Here is a 26,219-nt window from a genome sequence, read left to right as displayed (position 1 = left end):
CGAGTTTAATATAATGAGTTATAGAAAGCGAGGGGGCGGAATGAAAAAATATTTGGATATTCTCTCAGATATAGAGCAAAAAATCAATGAAGGGCAATTCGTTTCAGGCCAAAAACTGCCTTCCGTCCGAAATGCCGCGAAGCATTACGATTGCAGCGTCAGCACGATTACACGGGCATATGCAGTACTGGAGAAACGCCACGCCATTTATTCGATTGCTCAAAGCGGCTATTACGTGGTGGAAGAGCCGGGGGACCGGCCTAACGTAACGGAGAGTAAGACGATAGATTTTGCCTCAGCGTCACCGGATCCGAATGTGTTTCCTTATCTGGATTTCAAGATCAGCTTGGACAAAGCCTTAGACACTTACAAATGCGACCTGTTCACCTGCGGTGATTCGAAAGGACTGGAAACGCTTCGTCATACTCTCGTTTCTCATTTGGCCGGAGATCAAGTGTTTGCTAAAGGGGAAAGGATCATCGTAACGTCGGGTGCCAATCGGGCGCTCGAAATATTGGCTAAAATGCCGTTTCCGAACGGGAATTCGGTGATCCTGGTCGAACAGCCGAGCTATGATCTGTATTTGCGGTTTCTTGAGGCGGAGGGCATTCCGGTATGCGGAATCGCCCGTTCGACTGCGGGCATTGATTTACGGGAATTGGAGGAGAAATTCAGACATGGCGGAATCAAGTTTTTCTACACCATGTCTAGGTACCACAACCCGCTCGGCACCTCGTACAGCGCGGACGATAGGAGAACGATCGCCCGTTTGGCGAGCAAATATGATGTATACGTCGTAGAGGACGATTACATGGCCGATTTAGGTGAAGAATCGGGGATCGATCCCATTTACTCTTATAACGGTACGTCACACGTTGTTTATTTAAAAAGTTTCTCGAAAATCATTTTTCCGGGACTCAGGCTCGGCGTCGCCGTTTTGCCGGAAAAGCTGATGGAGACGTTCTGCGAATACCAAAGATACGCAGACACCTCGCAGCTGTCACAGGCGGCGCTCGAAGTGTACATCAAAAACGGCATGTACGGGCGGCACAAACGCAAAATATCCAAACAATATGCACAGCGGATTCACGCTCTGAACGAGGCAGTGAAGCGTCATAACGATTCAGGCTTACTCAAAACTTCGGATGTCCATTCCGGTGTGTTCGTACAGTTCAAGATGCCGCGGACGGTCAATCTTGAACGCTTAGTAGAGCGGCTTGCGGCTAAGGATATCTCTGTCGTTTCCGGCAAGCGATTTTATTTATCGGATTATTTGGATCGGGAGAAGTTTTTACGAATCAGCATCTCACGGGCGCGGCCGGAGCAAATCGAGGAAGGCGTGCGGAAGATTATTGAAGAAGTGAGGCTGGAAGTCAGGTCCCCATCTTAATAGCGTGCCTCATGCGTGCGGCGACGTTTTTTCGATTGGAATCAGGTGGGGACGCAATCTGCCGATTAAATCGTCGCCAGACGATAACTAAACCGAATGATGCTTCGGTTTGAATTCAGTCGGCGACTGGCCGGCCCAGCGTCGGAACTGCCTGGAGAAATGGCTGGCGGAATGAAAGCCGAGCTGTTCTGCAATATCCGCCATCGGCAGATTTGTCGTGACGAGCAACTCTTTCGCCAGGTTCAGCTTTTGTCGGCTGACATACTGCCTCGGGGAAAGCCCGTAAACCTTAGAAAAGAGCTTGCTGCATTGGCTGCGGCTGAGGTTCAGCTCCTTGGCGACGCCAGCAATGGATGCTTCCTCGCACAGCCCGAGCGACAGCTTCTCTTCAATCGCGTGCGCAACATCGGTGGCAAACAGCGAAGCGTCTTTGCCTGGCGACGACGTCCGCATATTCTGTGCTGTGTGATTGCGCAGTAAATTCAACACATCGTGAACGATGAGCAGCGTATACGACTGCAGCAGCAGCTTATCCTCAAAGCGGAGAGCGGACTGCTCGCCTTGAGCGAGTCTGTCATCAACCCGATTGCGCTGCATAATCGCCTCAAGCTCGCTGACATAGAAACGCAGTTTGCTTTGTTCTGCTTCCTGATGATGGATGTGCCGATAGGGAGCAGCGGCAAGCAGACTGCGAATTTCGGTGTCGTCGAGATCAAAATGCACATTAAAATAACCGTAATCCATGCCGGCGACATTCGAAGACTGGTGCCGCACGCCGGCTTTGATCAACAGCCAGTCGCCTTCGCGCATCGTCAACGACTCGCGGTTCATTTCTTGCACGACTTCACCTTCCGAGCAATACAGCAGCTCAAACAGATGGTGATGATGTCTTGGATAATGCCACCCCGGAGGCTGCAAGCCAAAATGGCAGCCAACGACTTGCAGTGTATTCACGACGTTGGGGAAACGATACAATTCATCCATAGACTTTTCCTTTCGTTCGTCAGCGGTATGAAATCAATCATATCACTGAATTGGCACATTTGGTATAGAAGATGCTCATTTTGGAGATTGAGCAAAGGTGATCTTTCAGCCATGATAGGACTAGGAAGACATGACTTTAGAGTACCAATGATCCGGAGGGATAATCGTGGCAATTTTACAAGCAAAAAACAAACAGTTTCTATTAGATGGAAAACCTTTGCAACTGATTTCTGGAGCTATTCATTATTTTCGTGTTGTGCCAGAATATTGGGAAGATCGTCTGCTCAAACTGCGGGCTTGCGGGTTTAATACGGTGGAAACGTACATTCCATGGAATTTGCATGAGCCCCGGGAAAATTCATTTAACTTTGCCGGAATTGCCGATGTAGAACGATTTATCCGGATTGCCGGAGATTTGGGTCTGCATGTGATCGTGAGGCCAAGCCCCTATATTTGTGCAGAATGGGAATTTGGCGGGCTGCCGGCGTGGCTGCTGCAAGATACTGAAATGCGGCTTCGCTGCATGGATCCGGCTTATCTGACGAAGGTCGACCGTTATTATGATGAACTAATTCCACGCCTGACTCCACTGCTTTGTACAAACGGTGGCCCGATCCTTGCGATGCAAATTGAGAACGAGTACGGCAGTTACGGCAACGACACCGCTTACTTAACTTATTTGCGTGATGGACTTGTGAGGCGCGGTGTAGATGTGTTGTTGTTTACTTCCGATGGCCCGGAAGACGGTATGCTGCAAGGGGGAACCATCCCCGGCACGCTGGCAACCGTTAACTTCGGATCTAAGCCGGAGGAAGCTTTTGAAAAGTTTCGGCAATACCGTTCCGATGAACCGCTTGTTTGCATGGAATACTGGAACGGTTGGTTCGATCATTGGTTGAAGCCGCATCATACGCGAGATGCTGGCGATGTCGCCGATGTGTTCGATCGCATGCTGCGTGCGGGTGCTTCGGTCAATTTCTATATGTTCCACGGTGGAACCAACTTCGGGTTCTATAACGGAGCGAACTTCCATGAGAAATATGAAGCGACGATTACCAGTTATGACTATGATTCGCCGTTGTCCGAATGCGGGGATGTAACGGAGAAATATAGCGCTGTTCGCAGTGTCATCGCCAATTATTTAGGGACCGATGTCAATAGTTTTCCTGCGTTGCCTGATCCGATTGCGAAGAAAAATTATGGCCGCATTGCCTTGACGGAAAAGGCAGACCTCTTCGAGCACTTGTCACTGCTATCACAGTCTGTGAAGCGTGTGGCCCCGGAGCCAATGGAAAAGCTAGGTCAAGATTACGGCTTCATCGTATATTCGACGAACGTCTCCGGACCGCGAACAGGCGAGAAGCTGCACCTTCAAGAGGTGCATGACCGCGCGCAAGTGTTCCTTGACGGCGTCTATCAAGGAACGGTGGAACGTTGGGATTCACGTCCACTACAGCTGGACATTCCAGACGGAGGCGCCAAGCTGGACATTCTGGTGGAAAATATGGGGCGCGTCAACTACGGCCCGAAACTGAAAGATTTTAAAGGCATTACAGAGGGTGTAAGGATGAACAATCAGTTCTTGTTTGATTGGACGATATATCCACTCCCGCTGGACAAAACAGCATCGATTCCGTTTGGATCCGCTCCTGAGACGAATGAAAAGAAAGACCGACCTGCTTTCTATAAAGGCGAGTTCACCATAGAGGAGAAAGGTGATACGTTCGTCCGATTGGATGGTTGGTCAAAGGGTGTGGTCTGGATCAACGGTTTCAATTTGGGCCGTTACTGGGAAAAAGGTCCGCAGCGAACGTTGTACTTACCGGCTCCTTTACTCCGCGAGGGCCGCAATGAAATCATCGTGTTTGAATTACATCATACGGAGAAGCCGGTTATCGAATTGACAGATGCGCCGGATTTGGGTTAATGGATTTTAGGACAGTTCGGGAATATCCCGGCTGTCTTTTGTGTTGAACAGATGATAATGAGGAGGCCCGAACGAAGGGGCTTCTTTCTTTTTTGTGCCTTTTGGGCCGTCGATTCGTTCAAGTTAGCGTCGACAGCGGACCCTTTCTATGGGATTATGGAAGCAAGTGCAATTGTAAAAGGGGGCTTCGAGCACGATGGCTATTGAGCATCCAACCGCTATGGTAACTGGTGCGTCAAGCGGCTTTGGAATGTTGACTGCGGTGACATTGGCGAAAAAGGGATACTGCGTCGTCGCGACGATGCGCGATTTGGACAATGGTAAACGCTTGCTGGAGCTTGCCGAGGCAGCTGGTGTCCGCGAAGCGATTGAAATCGTGCAGGTAGATGTGACGGTACATGCGACGATTGAACAAGCTGTTGCAGCGATCATCCGAGAATATGGAAGAATCGATGTGTTGATTAACAATGCAGGCTTCGCAACTGGAGGTTATGTCGAAGATGTGCCCATGGATGCATGGCGAGCGCAGTTGGAAACGAACGTGTTCGGTGTCATTGCAGCAACCAAAGCGGTGCTTCCGCACATGCGCATTCAAGGATCGGGCTGTATCGTGAATGTCAGCAGCGTTAGCGGTTTATCCGCCTTTCCTGGTTATGCGCCGTACAGCACGTCAAAGTTCGCCATCGAAGGCTTCAGCGAATCGCTGCGGCTGGAGATGAAGCCCTACGGTGTTAAGGTCATCCTTATAGAGCCAGGAGCTTACCGGACGGAAATCTGGCGCAAAGGGTTCGATGCCGTTCATACATACGAGTCGTCTCCGTATCGGAGCAGACTTAACAAAATGCTTCGTTATTCCAAACAGGCGGCTGAGTCAGCAACGGATCCGCAAGAGGTTGCTGATCAGATTGCGGCAGTTGTTGGGGCAGCCAATCCGAGACTTCGTTACCTGCTCGGACGAGGCGTGAGGCTTGGCTTGTGGGGGCGTACTTTGCTGCCATGGAAATGGTACGAGGCAATTGTGCTGCGGTTATTGAGGTGAGCATGAGCATAAACCTATAAAATTACAGAAAGAGGGAATGGAGAGTGACATTGAACTTGAAGGAATCGCGTCTACTGGACGTATTCCCATTCCTAAGCACCATTCCATCCGAGGAATGGGCCAAAGCACAGCCATTCGTAGTGGCGTTTCCCGCTAAAACCCCTATTTTTCAAAAAGAAGATGCCGCATCTTATGGCATGTTTCTATTACGAGGTACCGTCCGTATCACCCTGATCGGGGAGAACGGCAGCGAATCCATCCTAAACGTGCTCTCAGCTGGCGAGGTCTGCTCTCTTATGGTGTTGAGCGGTCTGAGCGGCCGCGATTATCCAGGCTCACTTATAGCCGAGACTGATGTCGAGGTGTTGTTCGTATCAAAAAGCAGTTTCCTCCGCTGGGTTCAGGAGCACGAACCGATTCGTCATGCCATATTCGGCGGATTGCTGGATGGTATGGTGCGCATGAGCGAGTTTTTGCAGCCAAAGCAAACCATACCGTTAGATGTCCGGCTCGCTAGAGCGTTATTGCGCGTCACCTCGGACATACAGCCGCTCCTTCACACTACGCATCAAGAACTAGCAGTCGAAATTGGATCCGCTCGGGAAGTCGTATCTCGTGCATTGCAGCGCTTCCACAAGAAAGGCTGGGTAGAGACGGGGCGGGGATGGGTACGAATCGTTAGCCGAGGCGAGCTCGAGGATCAGCTTGGTGACTAGGTCACAGAACAGTGGAAAGATTCCTGCTAAGGTATGAATGCAGGCTATGTGCCTAACATCAAACTTAGGAGGAATTCCTTATGACTAAAAAGCTTCAACCGGGCGATATCGCCCCTTTGTTCCGTACAACCGATCAAAATGGTGAGTCCGTTTCGCTTGAAACCTACCGTGGACGTAAAGTGCTTCTTGCATTTTTCCGTAACTCTGCTTGTGCATTATGTAATCTAAGAGTTCAACGTTTTATTAAACGTTTCCCCGAATGGCAGCTGCAAGGGCTTAATGTGATCGCTTTTTTCGAATCGCCTGAGATGAACTTGCACGCATATGTCGGTAAACAGGATGCTCCGTTCCCGCTCATTGCCGACCCGAAGGCTGCTATCTACGAGATGTACGGTGTCGAGATCTCTGAAGAGAAAGTACAGGCTACGATAGCTGATGCCCATAGTAAAACTGTCATCGCCGAAGCCGAAGCAGCCGGTTTTAGATTAACACCCGAGGAAGGCTCCAATTTCAATCGCATTCCGGCCGAATTTTTGATCGACGAAGAAGGAATCTTGCAGGTGGCTCATTACAACCGCTTAATAACAGACGATTTGCCGTTCGAAACCATTGATCGTTTCGCTCAAAGCAAATAAGAGTTGCATGTCTAACGAATTAGCGCCTGAGTAGAAGCGCGAATCTGCAGCTCACACGGAAGAATGAGCTTGCGGTTCACTTGAACCGTCTCACCTTCGATTCGTTCGATGAGAAGCTGCATGCCTAGCGACCCGAATTGATAAGCCGGCTGCGCAGCGACTGTAAGAAACGGATTGATCGCTTCCGCATGGACGAAGTCGTCGAAGCAAGCGACCGACAGATCTTGCGGAACCTGCAGTCCGCGCTTCCGCAGAGCTTGAATGACGCCAACGGCAAGCATATTGTTTGCGGCAAAAATCGCAGTTGGCGGTTCGGGCTGCTTCAATAAGGCATCAAGAGCCGACTCGTCGTGGAAATCACGATAATTGACGTGAATAATAAGTGAGTCGTCGATCGGCAGTCCGTTCAACGTGTGCGCTTCCCGGTATCCTAGGTGCCGCAGCCGGGCCGTCGAAACGTCTTGCGAACCGTTGATCAGAGCGATCCGGCGATGCCCTAACCCGATCAGGTGCTCGACGAGCTTGCGTGCGCCTTCCTTGCTGTCCCCGAGCACAACATCCGCTTCAATGCCCGGCACTTCGCGGTCGAGCACGACGAAGGGGATGTTGTGTTTTTGCAGCTGCAGCAGATGCTCCAGCGAATCGTCCCCCGTCGGCGCGAACAAGACGCCATCCACGCGTGTCGATAAGATCATATCGACGTAATCTTTTTCCTTCGCGTAGTTCTCATCGCTATTGCCAAAAAGCAGCCTGAAACCGGAACGCTTAGCCGCATCCTCGGCACCGCGCGCAATTGTCGTATAGAACGGATTCGTGATATCCGTAATCAGCAGCGATAATATATTTGTCTTTTGCAGCACAAGACTGCGAGCCATGGAGTTTGGGATGTAATGGAGTTCCTCCATCACTTTGCGTACCCGCTTGCGAGTCGCTTCACTGATTCGTCCTGTGTTATTGATAACTCTTGAAACTGTCATGGCGGAGACGCCGGCTTTTTCAGCGATATCATAGATTGTAATCACGTACAGTCACCTTTTCATTCATTGTATTCGTCTATTGTATAGAAATTAAGGATTGACAGAAAGGCGGGAAATTGTTAATTTTGAGTTATCGGTAACTTTAATAAAGAGGACAAACGTATAAGCTGGCGAACCTTGTAGCCGAGAAGGCCGACCGGTACAGCTCGATTTTACTTAAAAATCACGGGCTTGTCACAACCGGCAAAAACTTGCGCGAGGCTTACTACCGCACGGAAGTGATGGAAGAAAGCGCTAAAATCTACTTGATTGCCAAATCGGTAGGAAAGCCTAGAAGACTGACGGAGGAAGAGTATAAAGAAATCCAAGGGCTTGAAAGTGAGGCCTATCGCGTGAATTTGCTCCAGCAAATGAAATAAGATAGATTGAGTGATCAACAAAAACAGCCTTTGTCGCTTAACGCGATCAAAGGCTGTTATTATTTGTGCATCATTTCACTTCTACGATCCGGCCTTCCGTAGTCGGATTGATTGTCTTGCGAGCGATCAGCGCTTCTTCTACGAGCTCGTATAAGGTGATGCCTGTGTTCAGCGCTTTCTTGTCTTTGAACATGTCATATCCGTCGCCGCCGGCAGCAACAAAATCATTTGTAGCCAAACGATACGTTTTGTCCGGCTCAAGCGCTTTGCCGCCTACTTTCACGTCGATGACGCGCTGACCGGAAGGCTTTGTCGGATTGTAACTGAACGACATGCCGCTGATTTGCGGGAACCGCCCAGCTCCACTTTCGACTTGACTGACGCCGTTTTCGAGCGCCGCTTTCAGCTCGGAGCCTTTCGCTTCGAGGATCACGACTGTGTTCGGGAACGGCAGAACGTCGTAGAGCGCTTTTTTCGTAATGTCGCCCTTTTTCACTTGCGTGCGGATGCCGCCGCCGTTCGTCAGCGCCACATCAGCGGCATAGCCGTTGATTTTTTTGGAACGCTCGATCATCGTATCGGTGATGAAGTCGCCGAGGTTCGTTTCGCGTTTGCGCACGAAGTTGCGGTCGCCATCCAGGTCGACATCGGATTTGGCGATGACGACGTTCAGCGCTTTATCGATATCTGAGACGATGTTTTTTACTAATTTGGCGACTTCCGGATCGTCTTGCACCTTATCATCATATTCAAGCAGACCGCCGGAGAAGTTCACGAGCTCATTGCCCAGGTAGTAAAGATCGGCGCGACCGAGCGACTTGCCATATTCCCAGTCCTGCACAATATATGTACCGTTAACCTGCTCTGGCGTTCTCAGCGGGGTATGGGAGTGGCCGCCGATGATCATGTCGATGCCTGGCACGTTTTTCGCGATTTCGCGGTCGGTTTCAATGCCTACATGGGAAACGACGACAACGTGGTCGGCTTTCTTTTTCAGCTCGGGTACGACTTTCTTGGCGACTTCGACGGGGTTTTTGAACGTCAGTCCCTTTACGTTGTCGGGATGCGTCAAGATCGGAGTTTCTTCCGTCACAAATCCGAGGAAGGCAAACTTTTTGCCGCCGATTTCCGCGTAGTAGACGGGTGGCAGCAGCTCGCTGCCGTCCTGCTTGAAGACGTTAGCGTTGATGACAGGATATTTCAGCATGTCACGGAGTTTGAGCAGTTGTTGATAGCCAAAATCAAACTCGTGATTGCCGGCTGCCATCGTGTTGTAATTCAAATCATTCAGGATGGGGACTATCGATTCGCCTTTAAACTGATTGACGAAAACCGTCCCCTGAAACGTATCGCCCGCATCCATCAATAGAAAATTCGGATTTTCACTGCGCCACTGTTTCACGAGCGTTGCGATTTTGGCATAACCGAATTCTTTGTTCGATTTGTTTTCCTCAATATGACCGTGCACGTCGTTCGTGTGGCCTATCGTAATATGAAGTGTGGCGGCATCGCCGATCGCTTGGAAAAAATCTGCACGTTTGACCGTTGCGGCATCCGCAAGCTGCAGCTTGTAACCGGCTTTGCCGAAGATGTCAACAAGGCGAGCGGACGATACGGGTTGATCCGGCAATCGAATTTCATCTGCGGTAACGCCGAATTTGGTTGCCCCGTTTAGTGGAACCGAGGCCCAGTGCTTTGAAGCATCCGTTGTCCAGCCGGTCACACCTTTCAACCTAGCCAATACCGTTGCGGCTTCAGCAATTGTGACGGGGCGATCCAGCGCCAGATTTCCTCCTAAGTCTCCTTCAATGATCGACTTTTTTTGCATCCATGCTGTATGTGATACAGCGTTTATAGGCGCTGCGAGCGCTCCTCCAGCAAAAATAGCGGAAAATACGGCGCCTGTGACGATGAAGCCACTGATTTTACGAATCATCTAAGCGTACACTCCCTCTCTATGAATTCAAAAATTAATTTTATAATAGAAAAGGGATATTTTGGTAGTATTAAAATGAGGTTAAGATTTTGTAAGAGCGACCGATCGACCGCGATTTGAGGGACTGATTTTTGGAGGTATTGACGGCATCATCAAGCGTGAGGGTTCGATGTACCTTCGTGGAGATGGACCTGGAGCAGATTACAAGGAAATCATCCCGCTAATTTGGGCTCAATCCCGTAAGATCTGCGAATAACGGGATTACCTCCTGCTAAATCTGTCCATTCGAAGCGAAAAGGCAATGATCGAAAGATTTAACGGGAGTTATTCCAGTTCGTGCAGCGAAAATGCTGAAATGATGGACAATTAGCGGGATCTTTTCCTGCTAAAGCGAATTCATAGCTCGCGAATCACGGGCGCGCGTTGTGCCGCCGACGCATGGCGGCGTTCAAAACCTATTTATCGCTTCGCTTCGCATTCCGGCGATGGCGTCAAAGGGCTGTCAGAGCAGATAAAACCGCTCCGCCAACGGCGGCTAGGACGACAACGATCCATGGGGGCAGCTTCCAAAGCACGAGCAATGCAAAGGCCGCCAAGGCAAGGGAGAAATCGTAGGCGTTGTGGATCGTACTAGTCCATACGGGGTTAAACAACGCTGCGAGCAAAATACCGACGACTGCCGCATTTATGCCCTGCAAAGCTGCTTGGAATTTCGGCCGGCGGCGTATCGCCCCCCAAAGCGGCAGAGCTCCAACGATGAGCAGATATGAAGGCAGAAACATGGCCAGCAGAGCGATAACCGCACCGCTCCACCCGTTTATGACTGCACCTAAGTAAGCGGACAGTGTAAAAAGGGGACCGGGAACCGCCTGTGCCGCACCGTATCCGGCCAAAAACTGGCTGTCCGTTATCCATCCCGTCGGGACGACCTCTGCCTGAAGCATCGGCAGGACGACATGTCCGCCGCCGAATACAAGAGAACCGACGCGGAAAAAGCTATCGAACAAAGCAAGTCCGTGTGAGGGGAACCATTGCCGCAGGATAGGGAGGCCTATCAATAGTCCCCCGAAAACCACCCATGCAAGCACGGCAATACGTTTGCTTAAGACGGGAGCACTTGAAGTGACTTCGGTCGAGGCAGCTTGCGGCAAAAACAAGCGTCCGAAAACAGCGGCTGCTGCGATCAGTATCAGCTGCGTATAGGCAGCAGGCCAGGCTAATGTGGCAATCGCACTCAACACGGCAATTGTCCCTCGGGTGCGATCGGGCGCAAGCGAACGGGCCATTCCCCACACCGCTTGAGCGACCACTGCGACGGAAACAAGCATGAGACCATGCAGCCAACCTGCATGCGTCAACTCATAGCTGCGAACAATCATCGCGAACAACATGAGAGCTATCGCGGAGGGCAAGGTAAACCCTGCCCATGATGCTATCCCCCCCAGTAGTCCCGCTCGCAGGATGCCGATGGACATGCCGACTTGACTGCTGGCGGGTCCGGGGAGAAACTGGCAGAGCGCCACGAGATCGGCATAGTTTTGCTCATCCAGCCATTGTTTTCGTTTCACGTATTCATCCCGAAAATATCCGATATGTGCAACAGGCCCGCCGAATGAGGTAAGTCCTAACTTTAAGGATACGCGAAACACCTCGCCGATTGAGCCTTTCTTTAGGTCCGTTTGTGCTGTCATTTGCTGCTCCTCCTTGAGTAATTCTTCGCCTAGAATAACATAACCGCGCTGTTTATCCATATTAAATTTTAACCGTTGACAAATGGATGTCCGTACTCCTATAATTTAAATACAAGTAAATTAATCGGAATTATTGGAAAAGTAATCGACCAGACCACTGGAGATACAGCATCCTGAAGCGGGATGCCTGTGTCTTTTTGTTTTATAAGGATATTGTTCTAAAGCCGGAGGAGGAATGAAAATGAGAATGGAGTGGACTTTTACACTTAACGAGCCATGGACGCTAGATCGGGTGCTTGATTTTGTCACGATCGCGAACCGGTATAGATGTAATATATACATAGGAAAAAAAGAGCGGATGCTGAACGCCAAAGGACTGTTGGGCATCGTTTCGTTAAGCTTGTCTTTAGGAAAGCAAGAGGCTGTCGTTCTTCAACTGGATGGCAGCGACGCCGAGGAAGCGTTCGGGCAGGTAGTCGGTTATTTGCAAAGCAATGATCAGACAAGGCGGACTCCATACTCTCGAAGCTCTTGAGTAAAGGCGATATGGAAAGGAAGGAAGCGGCATGAATATAGAAAACATTGAAGCCTTCGTCTATGTGATTCACTACAACAGTTTTAATAAGGCGGCCGACGCATTATTCTTATCCCAGCCTTCGGTGACGGCCCGTATCCAGTCTTTGGAACGTGAGCTGAATACGCTGCTCTTCGAACGCGAAGGAAGAAATTTCACGCTGACGGAGAAAGGCAAACAATTCCTTCCCTACGCACAGCAAATACTTCAAACGTACAAGAAGGGCAAACAACTGCTGCAGAATTTGAACACAGCGCCGAATGAGCTGCGCATCGGATGTACCGTTTCGGTTTCTAACTATGTACTGCCGGAAATTTTGCCGCTGATTAAAAAAAAGCATCGCCATCTTCAAATTAAGCTTTACACGGCTCCGTCGGAGAGCATCCTGGAGAAGCTGCTGGGTAAAGAGCTGGATATCGGCTTTATCCGTAATGTGACGCATCCGCATGTGGAGAGTACGGGATATTACGAGGATCCGATACGTCTCTTTGTTCATCATCGTCATCCTTTTACAGAAAGAAGCCAACTTACCATCGAAGATGTAAGCCGTGAATCGCTCGTTTTCTTTGAATGCGGGTCGCTTGATTGGATGAAAATTCACCGCCTGTTCGCGACGTTGGAGCAACCGCCCAGAATCGAATACCAGATTGATAATTTGGAAACGGCCAAAAAGCTCGTAACCAAAGGGCTGGGGATCTCCTTTCTGCCGGAGCTCTGCGTTCGGCAAGAGGTGAAGGACGGGGTGCTGGTGCCGATCGATATTCCTGCGCTAAGCGGCCTCTCCTTGCGTACCAATCTCATTACGCTCAAAGAAACGAGCACCAATTTCTCACATATTTTTGTGGATGCGGCGAAAGCAATTGATCTTCGAACACACGCATCATAGAAACTTTCTATCCTTCAATAGAACATCTCTATACGAAATTGACCGCCTCCTGAGCCGGTGATAAAGTAGTAGAAAGTTAAAACCGACAAAACCAATTGGAATTATTGTTTATCATTCGGCTTCATGGGAGGAGAAAATCGTGACTTTAAAATTAAGCCTTTTAGACCAGAGTCCAATTCGTGAACATGTAACCGCCGTAGAGGCATTTCAGCATACGCTGGAGCTTGCGCAAAAAGCAGATGCACTGGGGTATCATCGTTTCTGGGTATCTGAACATCATGATTCTGACGGTGTGGTAGGTTCCTCTCCGGAGGTGTTGATTTCGTATCTGCTAGCTAAAACGGAGCGAATCCGCATTGGTTCGGGCGGTGTAATGCTGCAGCATTACAGCCCGTACAAAGTAGCCGAAAACTTCAATGTGCTGGCAGCCTTGGCGCCGGGTCGTGTCGATCTCGGAATCGGACGTGCGCCGGGCGGGCTGCCAAGGTCAACCAAAGCGCTGCAGCAGGAGCTGGCGGGCAAGGGAGCCCCTCTTGCAGATAAGCTCGTGTTACTGGATCAATTCATCCATGACAAGCTGGATCCTGAGCATGAGCTGCATGGGATCAAAGCGGTTCCCTTACCTGCAGAACCGGCCAAATTATTTTTGCTTGGCGGCGGAGGAACGGGCACGGAATTAGCGGGAAGCTTGGGCATACCTTATGTATTCGCCCAATTTATTAATGGCGATGAAACGGTCATTAAACAGGCTATAGCGTCTTACCGCCAGCATTTCAAGTCCGTGAACGAGTCGAAGCCGCAAGCCATACTTGCCGTTTCCGTCATTTTGACCGATACCGATGAAGAAGCGAAAGCTCTTGCCGCCGATGCCAAGAATGTCAAAGTTCATTTGGAAAGCGGACGTACCGTTACGGTGAATAACGAGGAGAAAGCCGAGGAATTCGGCAAACAATCAGGTGAGTCCTATACGATTGAAGTCAAGGAAGCAAGCGTAATTCACGGGTCAAAGGAAACGGTGAGGAGGAAGCTGCTAGATCTGCAGCAGGCTTACCAGCTGGATGAAATTATCATCACCGTGGCGATGCAGGAGTTTAAACAGCGGCTACGCGCAATTGTTCTTTTACAAGAAGCATTTGCTGAATTAACCGTATAAATCAATCAATGTCCGAGGAGGAATTACGATGACCAAACCAAGAAAATTGAAATTAGGCGCCATTATCCACGGAGTCGGCGGCAACATGTCGGCGTGGAGGCACCCGGACGCTATCGTAGATGCAAGCGTGAACTTTCCTTACTATAAGCAGCAGGCGCAAAAAGCGGAAGAAGGCAAGTTCGATTTGCTCTTTATCGCAGACGGCTTATTTATTAACGAGAAGTCGATTCCGCACTTTTTAAACCGGTTTGAACCGATTACGATTTTATCGGCACTGGCGGCGGTCACGTCCAAGATCGGTCTAGTTGGCACGCTATCCACATCTTATAGTGAACCGTTTACGGTGGCCCGGCAGTTTGCTTCGCTGGATCATATCAGTCATGGACGCGCGGGTTGGAATGTCGTCACCTCGCCGCTTGAAGGCTCGGCGCTCAATTATAACAAGAAGCTGGAAGAGCATCCGACCCACCCTCAGCGCTACCGGATCGCGACGGAATATTTGCAGGTGACCAAAGGCTTGTGGGATTCGTGGGAAGATGATGCGTTCGTGCGGGATAAAGCATCCGGAGTTTTCTTCGATCCGGAGAAGCTCCACCGTTTGGACCATAAAGGCGAGTTCTTCTCCGTGCAAGGACCGCTCAATATCGGCCGATCCAAGCAGGGGCAGCCGGTGATTTTTCAGGCGGGATCCTCTGAGGACGGCAAAAATCTGGCCGCCAAGGAAGCGGATGCGATCTTCACTGGGCACCCGACCGTGGAACATGCCAAGCGTTTTTATGAGGATGTGAAAAGCCGGGCGGCCGGATTTGGAAGAAACCCTGACGATCTTGTGATCCTTCCGGGTATCGGCCCCATTATTGGGCAAACGGAAGAGGAGGCGGAACGCAAGTATCAGGAAGTGGCGAGCCTGGTGACGGTCAAGGAGGCGCTCGATTATTTAGGACGTTATTTTGATCATCATGACTTCAGCCAATATGAGCTCGATGCTTCTTTCCCGGAACTCGGCGATCTGGGCCAGAACAGCTTCCGCAGCACGACGGACCGTATCAAACAAAATGCCAAAGACAATGGCCTGACCTTGCGTCAAGTCGCCTTACAGGAAGCTACGCCGCGTCCGTTGTTTATCGGAACGCCGACTCAGGTGGCTGATCGGATTCAAGAATGGTTTGAAGCCGGGGCTGCCGATGGTTTTATTGTCGGTTCTGGTGTGCCGAATGGTCTGAGCGACTTCGTGGATTTCGTTGTTCCGATTCTGCAGGAGCGCGGTATATACCGTACGGAATATGAAGCCGACACGCTCCGTGGGAATTTAGGGCTGCCGTTCCCCGTCAACCGCTATGCGAAAGAAAAAGTGACGAACTAATTCTTATAGATCTGATTTAACGGATAGGATTGTCGAATAAAGTGAGGGGGTCAGTCAGAGCATGTCAAAACCAAGAAAGTTGAAACTAGCTGCCATGATTCATGGCGTCGGCAACAGTATGTCATCCTGGAAACACCCTGATGTCCCATCGGACGCAAGCGTTAGCCTTGATTTTTATAAGCAGCAAGCGCAAAAAGCGGAATCAGGCAAATTCGATCTGATTTTCATTGCCGACGGTTTATATATTACGGAAAAATCGAATCCGCACTTTTTAAACCGCTTTGAACCGATTACGATCTTGTCCGCGCTCGGAGCGGTCACTTCGAACATCGGGCTGGTCGCAACGCTCTCCACATCGTATAGCGAACCGTTCACCGTGGCCCGCCAGTTTGCCTCTCTGGACCATATTAGCGGAGGCCGGGCCGGCTGGAATGTCGTCACCTCCCCACTGGAAGGATCGGCCAAAAACTATAGTAAAGGCGAACATCCCGAACACGAGCTGCGCTATCGAATCGCCGAAGAATTCGTCAGTGTGGTGAAGGGGCTGTGGGATTCTTGGGAGGATGACGCTTTTGTAAGGAACAAAGCGACCGGTGTCTTCTTTGATCCGGGCAAGCTCCATACGCTGAATCATAAAGGCGAATTTTTCTCGGTGCAAGGTCCGCTGAATATTGGCCGTTCCCGGCAAGGACACCCCGTTGTGTTCCAGGCAGGTTCTTCCGATACCGGCAGAGATTTGGCGGCAAGGACGGCCGAAGCGATTTATACCGGGCACGAGAGCATAGAGGAAGCGAAGCTTTTCTACCAGGATATTAAGCAGCGCGTTGGAGCATATGGCCGTAATCCCGATGAAGTGCTGATCTTTCCGGGGATCAATCCGATCATTGGCCGGACGCAAGAGGAAGCGGAGCGTAAATACAAAGAGGTCGCGGATCTGGTAACGATAGAGAATGCGCTTGATTACTTAGGGCGCTATTTTGAGCACCATGACTTCTCACAATACCCGCTGGATGAGCCTTTCCCGGATTTGGGCGATTTCGGAAGCAACAGCTTCCGGGGGACGACCGATAAAATCAAGGAAGATGCCAAAGCGAACAATCTAACTCTACGTGAAGTGGCGCTCAAAGCGTCAACGCCGAGAAGCGGGTTTATCGGAACGCCGGAGAAAATCGCTGATCTCGTTCAAGAGTGGTTTGAAGAGAGAGCCGCTGACGGACTCGTTATTCGTGCTACGGTGCCGCATGCTCTGGATGACTTCGTTGATTTGGTTGTTCCGATCCTGCAGGAACGGGGGATTTATCGGGAGGCATATGAATCAGATACACTGCGCGGAAATTTGGGAATTCCGATTCCGGTTAACCGATATGCCGGCGCAACCGCTGCGAAATAGATAAGGGGAGTGCACACGTATGGCCAAACAAAAAGGGTGGATCAAATATAGCGCGCTAGGGATGGCGCTCGCATTAGCGCTAACCGGCTGCAGTTCAGCTAAAAGCGGAGGTGCTGTTCCATTGCAGGGCGCTGCACAAGCTGCGAAGCAAGCTGTAGTCGGAGGTGAATTAACCTATGGCCTTGCCACATCGCCGGACACGCTCGATCCGCACCGCAGCGGACTTGCGGTAGCGGTCAGGGTAATCCGAACCATTTATGACAGCTTGGTCGTTCAACTGCCGGACGGCACGATCAAGCCATGGCTGGCCACGGAATGGACCGTTTCGCCGGACGGCAAAAGCTACACGTTCAAGCTGCGCAAGGACGTCAAGTTCCATGATGGGACGCCGTTTAATGCGGAAGCCGTTAAATACAACTACGACCGGATTCTCGATCCGGCCACGAAAGCGGCGAATTCGGCAGCGCTGCTGAAGCCATACAAATCGGCCGAAGTTATCGATGAGTACACCGTCAAGCTGAATCTGGAAACACCATCCAGAGCGTTCTTGGGCAACTTGAGTCAAGCATTGCTCGGCATTGTGTCCCCGACAGCGGCCAAAAAAGACGGCGACCAATTCGGTAAAAACCCGGTCGGAACCGGTCCATTTTCCTTTGTGAAATGGGAAGAGAATGCGGCGATTCAAGTGAAACGCAACCCGGACTATAATTGGGCGCCTGACCTTGTCGAGAACAAAGGAAAATCGTATTTGGATCAACTCACATTCAAAATCATTCCCGAAGAGGCGACGCGTATCGGCAGCGTGCAAAGTAAGCAGGTGCTGGCCGTAGAAACGGTGCCGCCGCAAAACATCGTATCGCTTAAAAGCGATCCCAATGTGCAAGTCCTGCAAGTGAACACGGTCGGATTGCCGTACACGCTGTTCTTCAATCAAAGACACGAACCATGGAACGACGTGAAAGCAAGGCAAGCGGTACAATCTGCGATCGATGTCGATGCCATTGTCAAAACTTTGTATCTGGGCACCTATCCTCGTGCTTGGTCCCCGTTATCTCCGGGCATTTTCGGCTACGATGCCACCCTAGAGAACTCGCTCAAGCCCGATGTCGCCAAAGCGGGCAAGCTGCTGGATGAACTGGGCTGGGTGAAGGGAGCGGATGGTGTTCGTGAGAAAGACGGCAAAAAGCTAACGCTGCATTATGTGGACGGAACGCCGAACCGTGAAAAACGAAACGATATTGCGGTCATTATTCAACAGCAATTGAAGCAAATCGGAATTGCCGTTGAGATTGAAATTACGAAAGATATCGCGAACGTCGTCTATACGAAAGGCAATTATGACTTGTACGGCAACAGTCAAGTGAACTCTGATCCGACCGCGCTCTATGCGTTCTACCATACGGGAGATCCGAAAGGTCGACCGACGCTTCCTGGTCTTGCCGATCCGCAGGTCGATAAGTGGCTGGAGCAAGGCGTCGTAGAAACGGATGATAAGAAACGCGCAGAGCTTTATAAACAGGTTCAGCATTCTATCATCGATAACGCCGTCATCATTCCTGTCTATGTATTCCCTTATACGGTAGCAGCAGCGAAAACGGTCAAAGGCTTAAAATTCGACTCGCTTGGTTATCCGCTCTTCAATGACGTCAATCTTCAAAAATAAACAAACAAGGAGCAATGGAAATGGGCAGAACGATAACGGAGCGGCTTCTAGTTTCTTTGCTGGTCATAATTGGCTCTCTCATTCTCGTATTCTGTATTCTCTATGTGCTTCCCGGGGACCCGGTCCTGTCCATGATCGATCCGACCACCATGACGCCGGAGGCCATAGAGAACCTTCGACATCAGCTCGGATTAAATGAACCCTTCTACGTACAATTCGGGCACTATTTCGCCTCCATTGTGAAGGGGGACTTCGGAAAATCGCTTGTGAACAGTAATCCGGTATTGCCGAAAATTTTGGAGCATTTCCCGGCGACGCTTGCGCTTACCCTGGCCAGCTCGATCCTTTCGATCGTGCTGGGGGTGCTGCTGGGCGTACTTTCCGCCATTCACAAAAATCGTTGGATTGACGTCATTGCCCGTCTCGTAGGATTATTCGGTATTTCGATGCCGACATTTTGGTCGGGGATCTTGCTCATCCTCATCTTCTCGGTCTACTTGGGATGGTTTCCGGCGATGGGGTCCGATGGCCTGGAAACGCTCATTCTCCCTGCGATTGCGCTGGGCTTTGTCGGTGCAGGATTCATCGTTCGCATGGTACGCAACAGCATGCTGGAGGTTATTCATGAGCATTTCATCGTAACGCTGCGTGCCAAAGGCTTATCGGAACGCATGGTGATGTATCGGCATGCACTGCGCAATGCGTTGATCCCGGCTATTACGATCATCGGCATTCATATCGGCGATCTAATGGCGGGCACCGTGGTTATTGAAACTGTCTTTTCCCGGCAAGGCATCGGGCGGGTTCTGGCGGATGCGATCATGGCGAAGGATTTGCCGGTCGTACAGGGCGTTGTCTTTTTCTCAGCGATTGTATATGTAGCGGTAAATCTGCTTGTCGATATCTCATATGCATTTATTGATCCTCGGGTGCGGAGAACAGAGTGAAGGGAGGAATCCGAAGATGAAAGAGGTCATCTCGTCGAAAGCTTTTTGGCAAGGAAGCAGGCAGGGACTGCGTAGGCAGGCGACATCACACCGGGGCAAAATGACGGTAACCGACGGTTTCGTCTATATCGCCGTTGCGGTGACGCTGTTCATTGTGGGCTGCGCGGTGGTTCCGCAGTGGATTGCACCCTACGCACCGACAGCGATGCTGACGGATCATATATTAAATCCGCCGAGCAGCTCTCATCTGTTTGGTACGGACTATTTCGGGAGGGACGTATTCAGTTTGGTCGTTTACGGCAGCCGAGACTCCTTAATCATCGGCTTCGCCTCGGTTTTAGCGGGTGCTCTTGTCGGTGGCGCCATCGGTGCTTTATCCGGTTATATCGGTGGGATTGTGGATAAGATCTGCATGCGGTTTATCGATGTTTTGATGACGATTCCGGGGATTTTGCTGGCTTTGGCCATTGCCGCAGCTCTCGGACCCCATCTGTATAATATCATTTTTGCCGTTGCGGCAGCTGCCATCCCGCAGTATGCGAGAGTTATGCGCGGGCAAATCATGAACGTTAAGAACCGACCCTTTGTGATCGCTTCGAGGTCAATCGGCGCTTCAAAGGTCAGCATCTTTTTCCGCCATGTGCTCATTAATGCCTGGTCACCGCTGCTGGTCATGTCTACGATCGGTCTTGGCTCATCCATTTTGGTAGGGTCGGGATTGAGTTTTTTGGGCCTGGGTGTTTTGAAAGAAATACCGGACTGGGGGACACTCCTCTCGCAAGGAAGAGGGTATTTGACCGTAGCCTGGTGGATATGTACCTTCCCCGGTCTGGCGATCACGCTGTTCGTCTTGTCTGTCAACCTGATTGGAGATAAACTGCGCGACGCCTTGGATCCGAAACAGAGCAGAGTCTAGCAAGGGGGACGAGAGGATGAAGCAGCTGCTTGAAATTGATAGGCTCAGTGTAGATTTTACAACGAAAAATGGCTCTCTGACCGCGATAAGCGACGTTTCCTTTCAGTTGGGCGTCGGTGAGACGGTTTGTCTCGTCGGGGAGTCGGGGAGCGGCAAATCCGTCACTTCCAAAACCGTCATGAGACTGATCGATTACGAAAACGGCGCCGTTACCGAAGGGCGTATCTCGCTTGAAGGCATTGATCTTGCAACCTTGTCGCAGAAAGAACTTCGCGCTTTGCGGGGGAAGAAGATGGCGATGGTGTTTCAGGAACCCATGGCTGCTTTTGATCCGGTCTTTCCGATCGGCAGTCAGATTATGGAAGTGATCATCGAACACAAGCAAGGTAATAAAGCGCAAGCTTGGGAACGTGCCGTCCATTTGCTGCGAAGAGTCGGTATTCCCGAACCGGAAATCCGGATGAAGCAGTACCCCGGCGAGCTGTCCGGCGGTATGCTCCAGCGGGCCATGATTGCAATGGCGCTGGCTTGCGGTCCGCAGCTGTTGATTGCAGATGAGCCGACAACCGCGCTGGATGTCACGATTCAGGCGCAAATTCTGCATTTGCTGCAGGAATTGAAAGCGGAATTCAAGATGTCCATCCTGCTCATCACTCACGATATGGGGATCGCCGCCGAGATGGCGGATCGCATCATCGTGATGTATGCCGGACAGATCGTCGAGCAGGCGACGGCCCAGCAGCTCTTTGATCGGCCGCATCATCCGTATACGCGCGGGCTGTTACGTTCGATCACGACGATGGACGGGGACCGCAGTTCCAGATTGTATGCCATCGAAGGCTCAATACCGAGCCTCTCCGATTTGCCGGAGGGCTGCCGCTTTCATCCCCGGTGCCCTCATGCGACGGATCGCTGCCGCAATGACAGTCCGGCGCTGCGCGAAGTGAACGGGAGGCAAACGGCATGCTGGTACGCCGAGGACCTGGTGGAGCTTGACGGGTGGAAGGAGCAGGCTGCTCCTGATGTCAGCGTCAATGAACCGGGTGAGGCTGTTCGGGTATCGGGGAAATCGGTGGGAACGGGGAAAGAGAATTTGTTTGAGATCCGTGAACTCAGCAAATATTACCCGGTGGGCAAAGGGCTGCTGAATCGTTCGAAATCGCTGATTCAAGCGGTAAATCAGGTTTCTTTTACAATTGAAAAAGGTGAAACTTTCGGACTCGTCGGCGAATCCGGCAGTGGTAAATCCACTTTGGGCAGGGTGCTGCTGCAGCTTGAAAAAGCGACGAGCGGTCAAGTGCTTTTTCAGGGACGTGACTTAGCCAAACTTTCGGCTAAAGGCTTACAGGAAGCCCGCCGGGATATGCAGATCATTTTCCAGGATCCTTACGGATCGGTGAATCCGCGATGGCGGGTTGGCGACATTATCGCGGAGCCGCTTGATGTTCACCACAGTTTAAGCTCAAGCGCAAAACGGGAAAAAGTGGAGGAGCTGCTGGAGCTGGTCGGTTTAAAAGGTTCGCTGTATGATCGGTACCCCCACGAATTCTCGGGGGGACAGCGGCAGCGGATCGGCATCGCCCGAGCGATTGCGCTCAATCCGCAGTTTATACTCGCGGATGAGGCGGTATCGGCGCTAGATGTTTCCGTGCAGGCGCAAATCGTGAACCTGATGCAGGATTTGCAGAAGAAGCTGGGACTGACGTACTTGTTCATCGCGCATGGCTTGAACATTGTCCGCCATCTTTCCGACCGGATCGGCGTGATGTATTTGGGCAAGCTTGTGGAGATTGCGCCAAGTGAGGAGCTGTTCCGGCATCCGGCGCATCTTTACACGAAGGGGCTCCTTGCCTCCATTCCTTCGCCGGATCCGACGCGAAAAAGAGAATGGACCGCCATTCAAGGAGAAATACCATCGCCGGCCAATCCGCCCAGCGGCTGCAGATTCCATACCCGCTGCCCGGCAGCAACTGCCAGGTGCAAGCAAGAAACGCCGGAGCTGCTCCAGGTACGGGAAGGGCACTGGACCGCTTGCCATTACCCGTTGTAAGGCGGGGGGTTGGTACGTGCAACGCGTAAGATCTTGTCCGGGAACGCAGGACATGAAGCTGTTACTATTCTGCACCTACTACTTTAGCGTGGAAAAACCGTGTTATAGTAGCAGAGTTGGTGAAGCTGAGCTAGTTAAGGGGGAATAACCGTGTTAAGTCGAGCATAGCAGAGACAATCTAGTCCAAATCCGAGCTATAGTGCGGAAAAACCGTCTTAAAGTAGCAGATTCGGTGAAGCTGAGCTAGTTAAGGGGGAATAACCGTGTTAAGTCGAGCATGCAGAGGCGATCTGGCGGAAACCCGAGCTTTAGCGCGGAAAAACCGTATTAAAGTAGCAGATTCGGTGAAGCTGAGCTAGTTAAAGCTGAATAACCGTGTTAAGTCGAGCATGCAGAGGCGATCTGGTCCAAACCCGAGCTAATCTCCGCAACGGAGCGGAAGTGTTGTTATTAATCCGAGTTAAACGATAAACATAATATAAAATATATATTTTACTGGAGGCAAAATACTATGAAAAAGTTAACTGTACTTAGCACAATCCTGCTCACAACCGTGTTAGCAGCGGGCTGCGGCAATCAAGCGAAAACTGCCGGAAGCTCTCCGGCAGCAACGGCTGCAGCAACTGCAGCCGCCACGACTCAAGCGGCTAGCACCTCCAGCCCGGCGCCGGCATCCAAAGCGGTGAAGAAAATCGTCGTCGGAACGGGCACGCAGTTCCCCAATATTTGCTTTATTGATGATAAAGGAAATTTGACCGGTTATGATGTGGAACTTGTGAAAGAGATCGACAAACGGCTTCCCGATTACGAATTCGAGTTGAAAACGATGGAGTTCAAAAACCTGCTGCTCAGCCTGGAAACGAACAAAATCGACTTCATCGCCCATCAAATGGAAGTGAATGAAGAACGCCAGAAAAAGTTCCTCTTCAACGACGAAGCGTATAACATTTTCCCGAACAAAATTATTGTTCATAAAGACAACAACACGGTGAAATCGATCGACGACCTGAAAGGGAAAAAGCTTTTGGTCACCGCTACGAGCAATGCGGCAGTACTGGCTGAGAAATACAATAAGGAGCACAATGCAGGAATTAACATTGTTTATACAGGAGCAGGCGAAGATGCGAAGACATCCATTAAGGCGGGGCGTGCGGACGCATCGATCAGCACTCAGTTTGCGGTCGATTTCTTGAATAAATCGGCAGATGCGCAATTGAAAACAGTAGGGGAACCGTTGTCAAACTCCAAAGTCTACTTCATTTTGCGAAAAGACGAGACAGACCTGAAAGCGAAAATCGACGAAGCTTTAAAAGCGATCAAAGCAGACGGCACGCTGGCTAAATTAAGCACGCAGTGGCTGGGAGCCGACTACACACAGGGGCAATAGATGGGGAAATCATTTGATATCACGCTCGTCGCCACCTTTCTGCCGAAGCTGCTCTATTATTTGCCGCTAACTTTGTTAATTCTAGTGGCTTCCTTGACGCTTGGGTTCATTCTCGGCTTGCTAATCGCATTGACCCGCCTATACCGGGTACCTGTACTTAATCAAATCTCGATTGTATATGTATCTTTTATGCGCGGGACGCCGATCATTATTCAGCTGTTTCTCGTTTTCTACGGCTTGCCGATGCTGCTGAAACTGGTAAATGTCGATATCTCGCGCTGGGATCCGATTTATTTCGTGATCATCACCTACGGTCTAAGCATCGCGGCTTTCAAATCGGAAAATATCCGGGCCGCCGTGAATTCGGTCGACCGCGGACAAACGGAAGCGGCTTATGCCGTCGGCATGACAGGGCCACAGTCCTTTTTCCGCATTGTCGTTCCTCAGGCGCTGCTCATCGCTTTTCCGAATTTCGCGAACTCCGTGATCGGGTTTCTCAAAGATACTTCGCTCGCCTTTACGATCGGGGTTATGGATATGATGGGGCGGGGGGAAACGCTCATTGCTGCGACGGCTCATACGCTAGAGGTGTACATTAGCCTGACGATCATTTATTACGTGACGGTTCTGATTTTGGAAAAAGGTTTCAAACATACGGAGTTCAGGCTGCAAAAGCATGAGCGTCCATTAGCCGGATGAGGTGGGAAACATGAGCATTGATGTTGCGTTTATTTTCACGGCGTTTATAGAAATTTTGAAGGCCTTGCCGTTGACGCTTGTGCTGACTTTCGTACCGCTCGTTATCGGCTTCGGGATCGGCTTGGTGACCGCTTTTGCAAGAATTTATAAGGTCAAATATATATATCGGCTCCTTGATTTTTATGTGTCGTTTTTGCGCGGTACCCCGATCCTGCTGCATATATTCGTGATTTATTGGGGATTACCGCTCATCATTGACCGAACGTCGGCTTATTTCGGATGGAGCTTCAAATCCGCATCCATTCCTTCGCTGCTCATCGTGCTTACGGCATTTTCCATTACGGCGGGAGCCTACATGTCGGAAATCATACGCTCAGGCATCCTATCGGTGAACCGGGGACAGATCGAAGCAGCTTATTCGATTGGCATGAGCACGACGCAAGCGCTCCGGCGCATCGTTGCTCCGCAAGCGATTGGCGTTATTTTGCCGAACTTGTGCAACATTTTTGTAGGCTTTCTTCATACCTCGTCGCTGGCTTTTGCTGTGTCACAGATGGAATTGACGGGTAAAGCGAATGTTGTCGCGTCGGTCAGCCTGAAATTTTTGGAAGCTTTTATCGCCGCCGCTTTCATCTACTGGGGATTGACGCTGCTGGCTGAAAGGCTCACCGCTTTCTTGGAGAAAAAAGTGAATGCCTATAATCGAGGAGGAGTCGTATGATTCGGTTAACCAATATTCATAAGTCCTTCGGGAAGCAAAAGGTGCTGAACGGCATTAATCTGACCGTGGAAAAAGGCGACGTTGTCGCCATTCTGGGCCCCAGCGGATCCGGTAAAACGACGCTCCTGCGGTGCGTCAACTTCCTTGAGCGTCCGAATGAAGGCGAGGTGGCGATCGGCGATTTCAAAATCAGCGGCAAGCATCCAAGCAAGCAGGACATTATTCAACTCCGCCGTAAAACGGCGATGGTGTTCCAGCATTATAACCTTTTCAAACACAAAACGGTGCTTGAAAACGTCATGGAAGGACTTGTCATTGCGCAGAAGAAGCCGAAGGAAGAAGCTAGACGCAAAAGTCTGGAAGTGCTGGACAAAGTCGGTCTTTCGGAGAAGGTGGATGCCTATCCGAGCCAGCTATCCGGCGGACAGCAGCAGCGGGTGGGTATAGCCCGGGCTCTCGCCTTAAACCCGGAAGTCATTTTATTCGACGAGCCAACCTCGGCGCTGGACCCCGAACTGGTGGGCGAAGTGCTGACAGTAATCCGCAAGATCGCGCGCGAAGGGGTGACGATGATTATCGTTACGCACGAGGTCGGCTTTGCCCGCGATGTTTCGAGCCATGTCGTGTTCATGGATGGCGGCGTCATCGTGGAAGAAGGCCAGCCGGAAGAGCTGTTTGTGCGGCCGAGAGAAGAGCGAACGAAACAATTTTTGAAACGCGTTACTCCGGAATGGAGCTATGTCATTTAACTTAATG

At 50.8% G+C, this 26,219-nt stretch carries 22 protein-coding genes and 1 pseudogene; 19 read left to right on the top strand and 4 right to left on the bottom strand.

The genetic code is table 11. From position 1 onward, the window contains the following. The first annotated feature begins 40 nt into the window (after positions 1-40). Positions 41-1,390 (top strand): aminotransferase-like domain-containing protein, encoded by a 1,350-nt coding sequence (locus ACFQZT_RS02670; RefSeq protein ID WP_379296268.1) that lies wholly within the window; start codon positions 41-43, stop codon positions 1,388-1,390. A gap of 87 nt (positions 1,391-1,477) precedes the next feature. Here the strand turns inward: ACFQZT_RS02670 and ACFQZT_RS02665 are convergent, their stop codons facing one another. Continuing rightward, a complete protein-coding gene (locus tag ACFQZT_RS02665) occupies positions 1,478-2,374 on the bottom strand; it encodes a helix-turn-helix domain-containing protein (RefSeq protein WP_379296266.1) in 897 nt (298 codons plus the stop codon). A gap of 166 nt (positions 2,375-2,540) precedes the next feature. Between ACFQZT_RS02665 and ACFQZT_RS02660 the strand changes: the two genes are divergently transcribed. The 4 genes from ACFQZT_RS02660 (at position 2,541) to ACFQZT_RS02645 (ending at position 6,691) form a co-directional block, all read left to right on the top strand. Then, positions 2,541-4,301, top strand: a complete 1,761-nt coding sequence (locus ACFQZT_RS02660; protein ID WP_379296264.1) for a glycoside hydrolase family 35 protein — start codon at positions 2,541-2,543, stop codon at positions 4,299-4,301. Between the two features lie 196 nt (positions 4,302-4,497). Next, complete coding sequence (locus tag ACFQZT_RS02655; protein WP_379296262.1) at positions 4,498-5,340, top strand: SDR family oxidoreductase; 843 nt, start codon at positions 4,498-4,500, stop codon at positions 5,338-5,340. A 44-nt stretch (positions 5,341-5,384) separates the two neighbouring features. Further along, positions 5,385-6,056 carry a Crp/Fnr family transcriptional regulator gene (locus ACFQZT_RS02650; protein WP_379296260.1) on the top strand — a complete coding sequence of 224 codons (672 nt, stop codon included), beginning with the start codon at positions 5,385-5,387 and terminating at the stop codon, positions 6,054-6,056. A gap of 80 nt (positions 6,057-6,136) precedes the next feature. Beyond that, on the top strand, positions 6,137-6,691 hold the full coding sequence (locus ACFQZT_RS02645) for a redoxin domain-containing protein (RefSeq protein WP_379296258.1): 555 nt from the start codon (positions 6,137-6,139) through the stop codon (positions 6,689-6,691). Positions 6,692-6,702: 11 nt separating this feature from the next. Here the strand turns inward: ACFQZT_RS02645 and ACFQZT_RS02640 are convergent, their stop codons facing one another. Next, positions 6,703-7,713, bottom strand: coding sequence for a LacI family DNA-binding transcriptional regulator (locus ACFQZT_RS02640; RefSeq protein ID WP_379296257.1), 1,011 nt, complete (start codon positions 7,711-7,713; stop codon positions 6,703-6,705). Between the two features lie 113 nt (positions 7,714-7,826). Between ACFQZT_RS02640 and ACFQZT_RS02635 the strand changes: the two are divergent. Further along, positions 7,827-8,087 (top strand): annotated as a pseudogene (locus ACFQZT_RS02635) (class II aldolase/adducin family protein); the annotation flags it as partial. A gap of 70 nt (positions 8,088-8,157) precedes the next feature. Here ACFQZT_RS02635 and ACFQZT_RS02630 read toward each other — a convergent pair. Continuing rightward, positions 8,158-10,023 carry a bifunctional metallophosphatase/5'-nucleotidase gene (locus ACFQZT_RS02630; protein WP_379296256.1) on the bottom strand — a complete coding sequence of 622 codons (1,866 nt, stop codon included), beginning with the start codon at positions 10,021-10,023 and terminating at the stop codon, positions 8,158-8,160. Positions 10,024-10,514: 491 nt separating this feature from the next. Continuing rightward, positions 10,515-11,714 carry a chromate efflux transporter gene (gene chrA, locus ACFQZT_RS02625; RefSeq protein ID WP_379296254.1) on the bottom strand — a complete coding sequence of 400 codons (1,200 nt, stop codon included), beginning with the start codon at positions 11,712-11,714 and terminating at the stop codon, positions 10,515-10,517. A 241-nt stretch (positions 11,715-11,955) separates the two neighbouring features. Between chrA and ACFQZT_RS02620 the strand changes: the two genes are divergently transcribed. The 13 genes from ACFQZT_RS02620 (at position 11,956) to ACFQZT_RS02560 (ending at position 26,212) form a co-directional block, all read left to right on the top strand. Next, positions 11,956-12,249, top strand: a complete 294-nt coding sequence (locus tag ACFQZT_RS02620; RefSeq protein ID WP_379296252.1) for an HPr family phosphocarrier protein — start codon at positions 11,956-11,958, stop codon at positions 12,247-12,249. Positions 12,250-12,280: 31 nt separating this feature from the next. Then, a complete protein-coding gene (locus tag ACFQZT_RS02615) occupies positions 12,281-13,174 on the top strand; it encodes a LysR family transcriptional regulator (protein WP_379296250.1) in 894 nt (297 codons plus the stop codon). Between the two features lie 139 nt (positions 13,175-13,313). Then, positions 13,314-14,327 carry an LLM class flavin-dependent oxidoreductase gene (locus ACFQZT_RS02610; RefSeq protein ID WP_379296248.1) on the top strand — a complete coding sequence of 338 codons (1,014 nt, stop codon included), beginning with the start codon at positions 13,314-13,316 and terminating at the stop codon, positions 14,325-14,327. 28 nt (positions 14,328-14,355) lie between these two features. Further along, entirely contained in the window at positions 14,356-15,690 is a 1,335-nt protein-coding gene (locus tag ACFQZT_RS02605; protein ID WP_379296246.1) for an LLM class flavin-dependent oxidoreductase, read from the top strand. A 61-nt stretch (positions 15,691-15,751) separates the two neighbouring features. Next, positions 15,752-17,080, top strand: coding sequence for an LLM class flavin-dependent oxidoreductase (locus ACFQZT_RS02600; RefSeq protein ID WP_379296244.1), 1,329 nt, complete (start codon positions 15,752-15,754; stop codon positions 17,078-17,080). Positions 17,081-17,099: 19 nt separating this feature from the next. Further along, positions 17,100-18,743 carry an ABC transporter substrate-binding protein gene (locus tag ACFQZT_RS02595; protein ID WP_379296242.1) on the top strand — a complete coding sequence of 548 codons (1,644 nt, stop codon included), beginning with the start codon at positions 17,100-17,102 and terminating at the stop codon, positions 18,741-18,743. A 20-nt stretch (positions 18,744-18,763) separates the two neighbouring features. Beyond that, the gene (locus tag ACFQZT_RS02590) at positions 18,764-19,690 is read left to right on the top strand and encodes an ABC transporter permease (protein WP_379296240.1); all 927 of its coding nucleotides are present in this window, start codon (positions 18,764-18,766) and stop codon (positions 19,688-19,690) included. Positions 19,691-19,706: 16 nt separating this feature from the next. Beyond that, positions 19,707-20,606 carry an ABC transporter permease gene (locus ACFQZT_RS02585; protein ID WP_379296238.1) on the top strand — a complete coding sequence of 300 codons (900 nt, stop codon included), beginning with the start codon at positions 19,707-19,709 and terminating at the stop codon, positions 20,604-20,606. Between the two features lie 16 nt (positions 20,607-20,622). Further along, positions 20,623-22,656 (top strand): ABC transporter ATP-binding protein, encoded by a 2,034-nt coding sequence (locus ACFQZT_RS02580; protein WP_379296236.1) that lies wholly within the window; start codon positions 20,623-20,625, stop codon positions 22,654-22,656. 511 nt (positions 22,657-23,167) lie between these two features. Continuing rightward, complete coding sequence (locus tag ACFQZT_RS02575) at positions 23,168-24,043, top strand: transporter substrate-binding domain-containing protein (protein ID WP_379296234.1); 876 nt, start codon at positions 23,168-23,170, stop codon at positions 24,041-24,043. Beyond that, entirely contained in the window at positions 24,044-24,742 is a 699-nt protein-coding gene (locus ACFQZT_RS02570) for an amino acid ABC transporter permease (protein ID WP_379296232.1), read from the top strand. A gap of 10 nt (positions 24,743-24,752) precedes the next feature. Further along, entirely contained in the window at positions 24,753-25,463 is a 711-nt protein-coding gene (locus ACFQZT_RS02565; RefSeq protein ID WP_379296230.1) for an amino acid ABC transporter permease, read from the top strand. Beyond that, positions 25,460-26,212, top strand: a complete 753-nt coding sequence (locus tag ACFQZT_RS02560) for an amino acid ABC transporter ATP-binding protein (protein ID WP_379296228.1) — start codon at positions 25,460-25,462, stop codon at positions 26,210-26,212. The genes ACFQZT_RS02565 and ACFQZT_RS02560 overlap by 4 nt, the downstream gene beginning before the upstream one ends. Positions 26,213-26,219: the final 7 nt, after the last annotated feature.

Source organism: Paenibacillus sp. GCM10027628, from assembly GCF_042676385.1.
Taxonomy (GTDB): domain Bacteria; phylum Bacillota; class Bacilli; order Paenibacillales; family NBRC-103111; genus Paenibacillus_E.
This window is presented reverse-complemented; position numbering and strand designations above follow the sequence as displayed.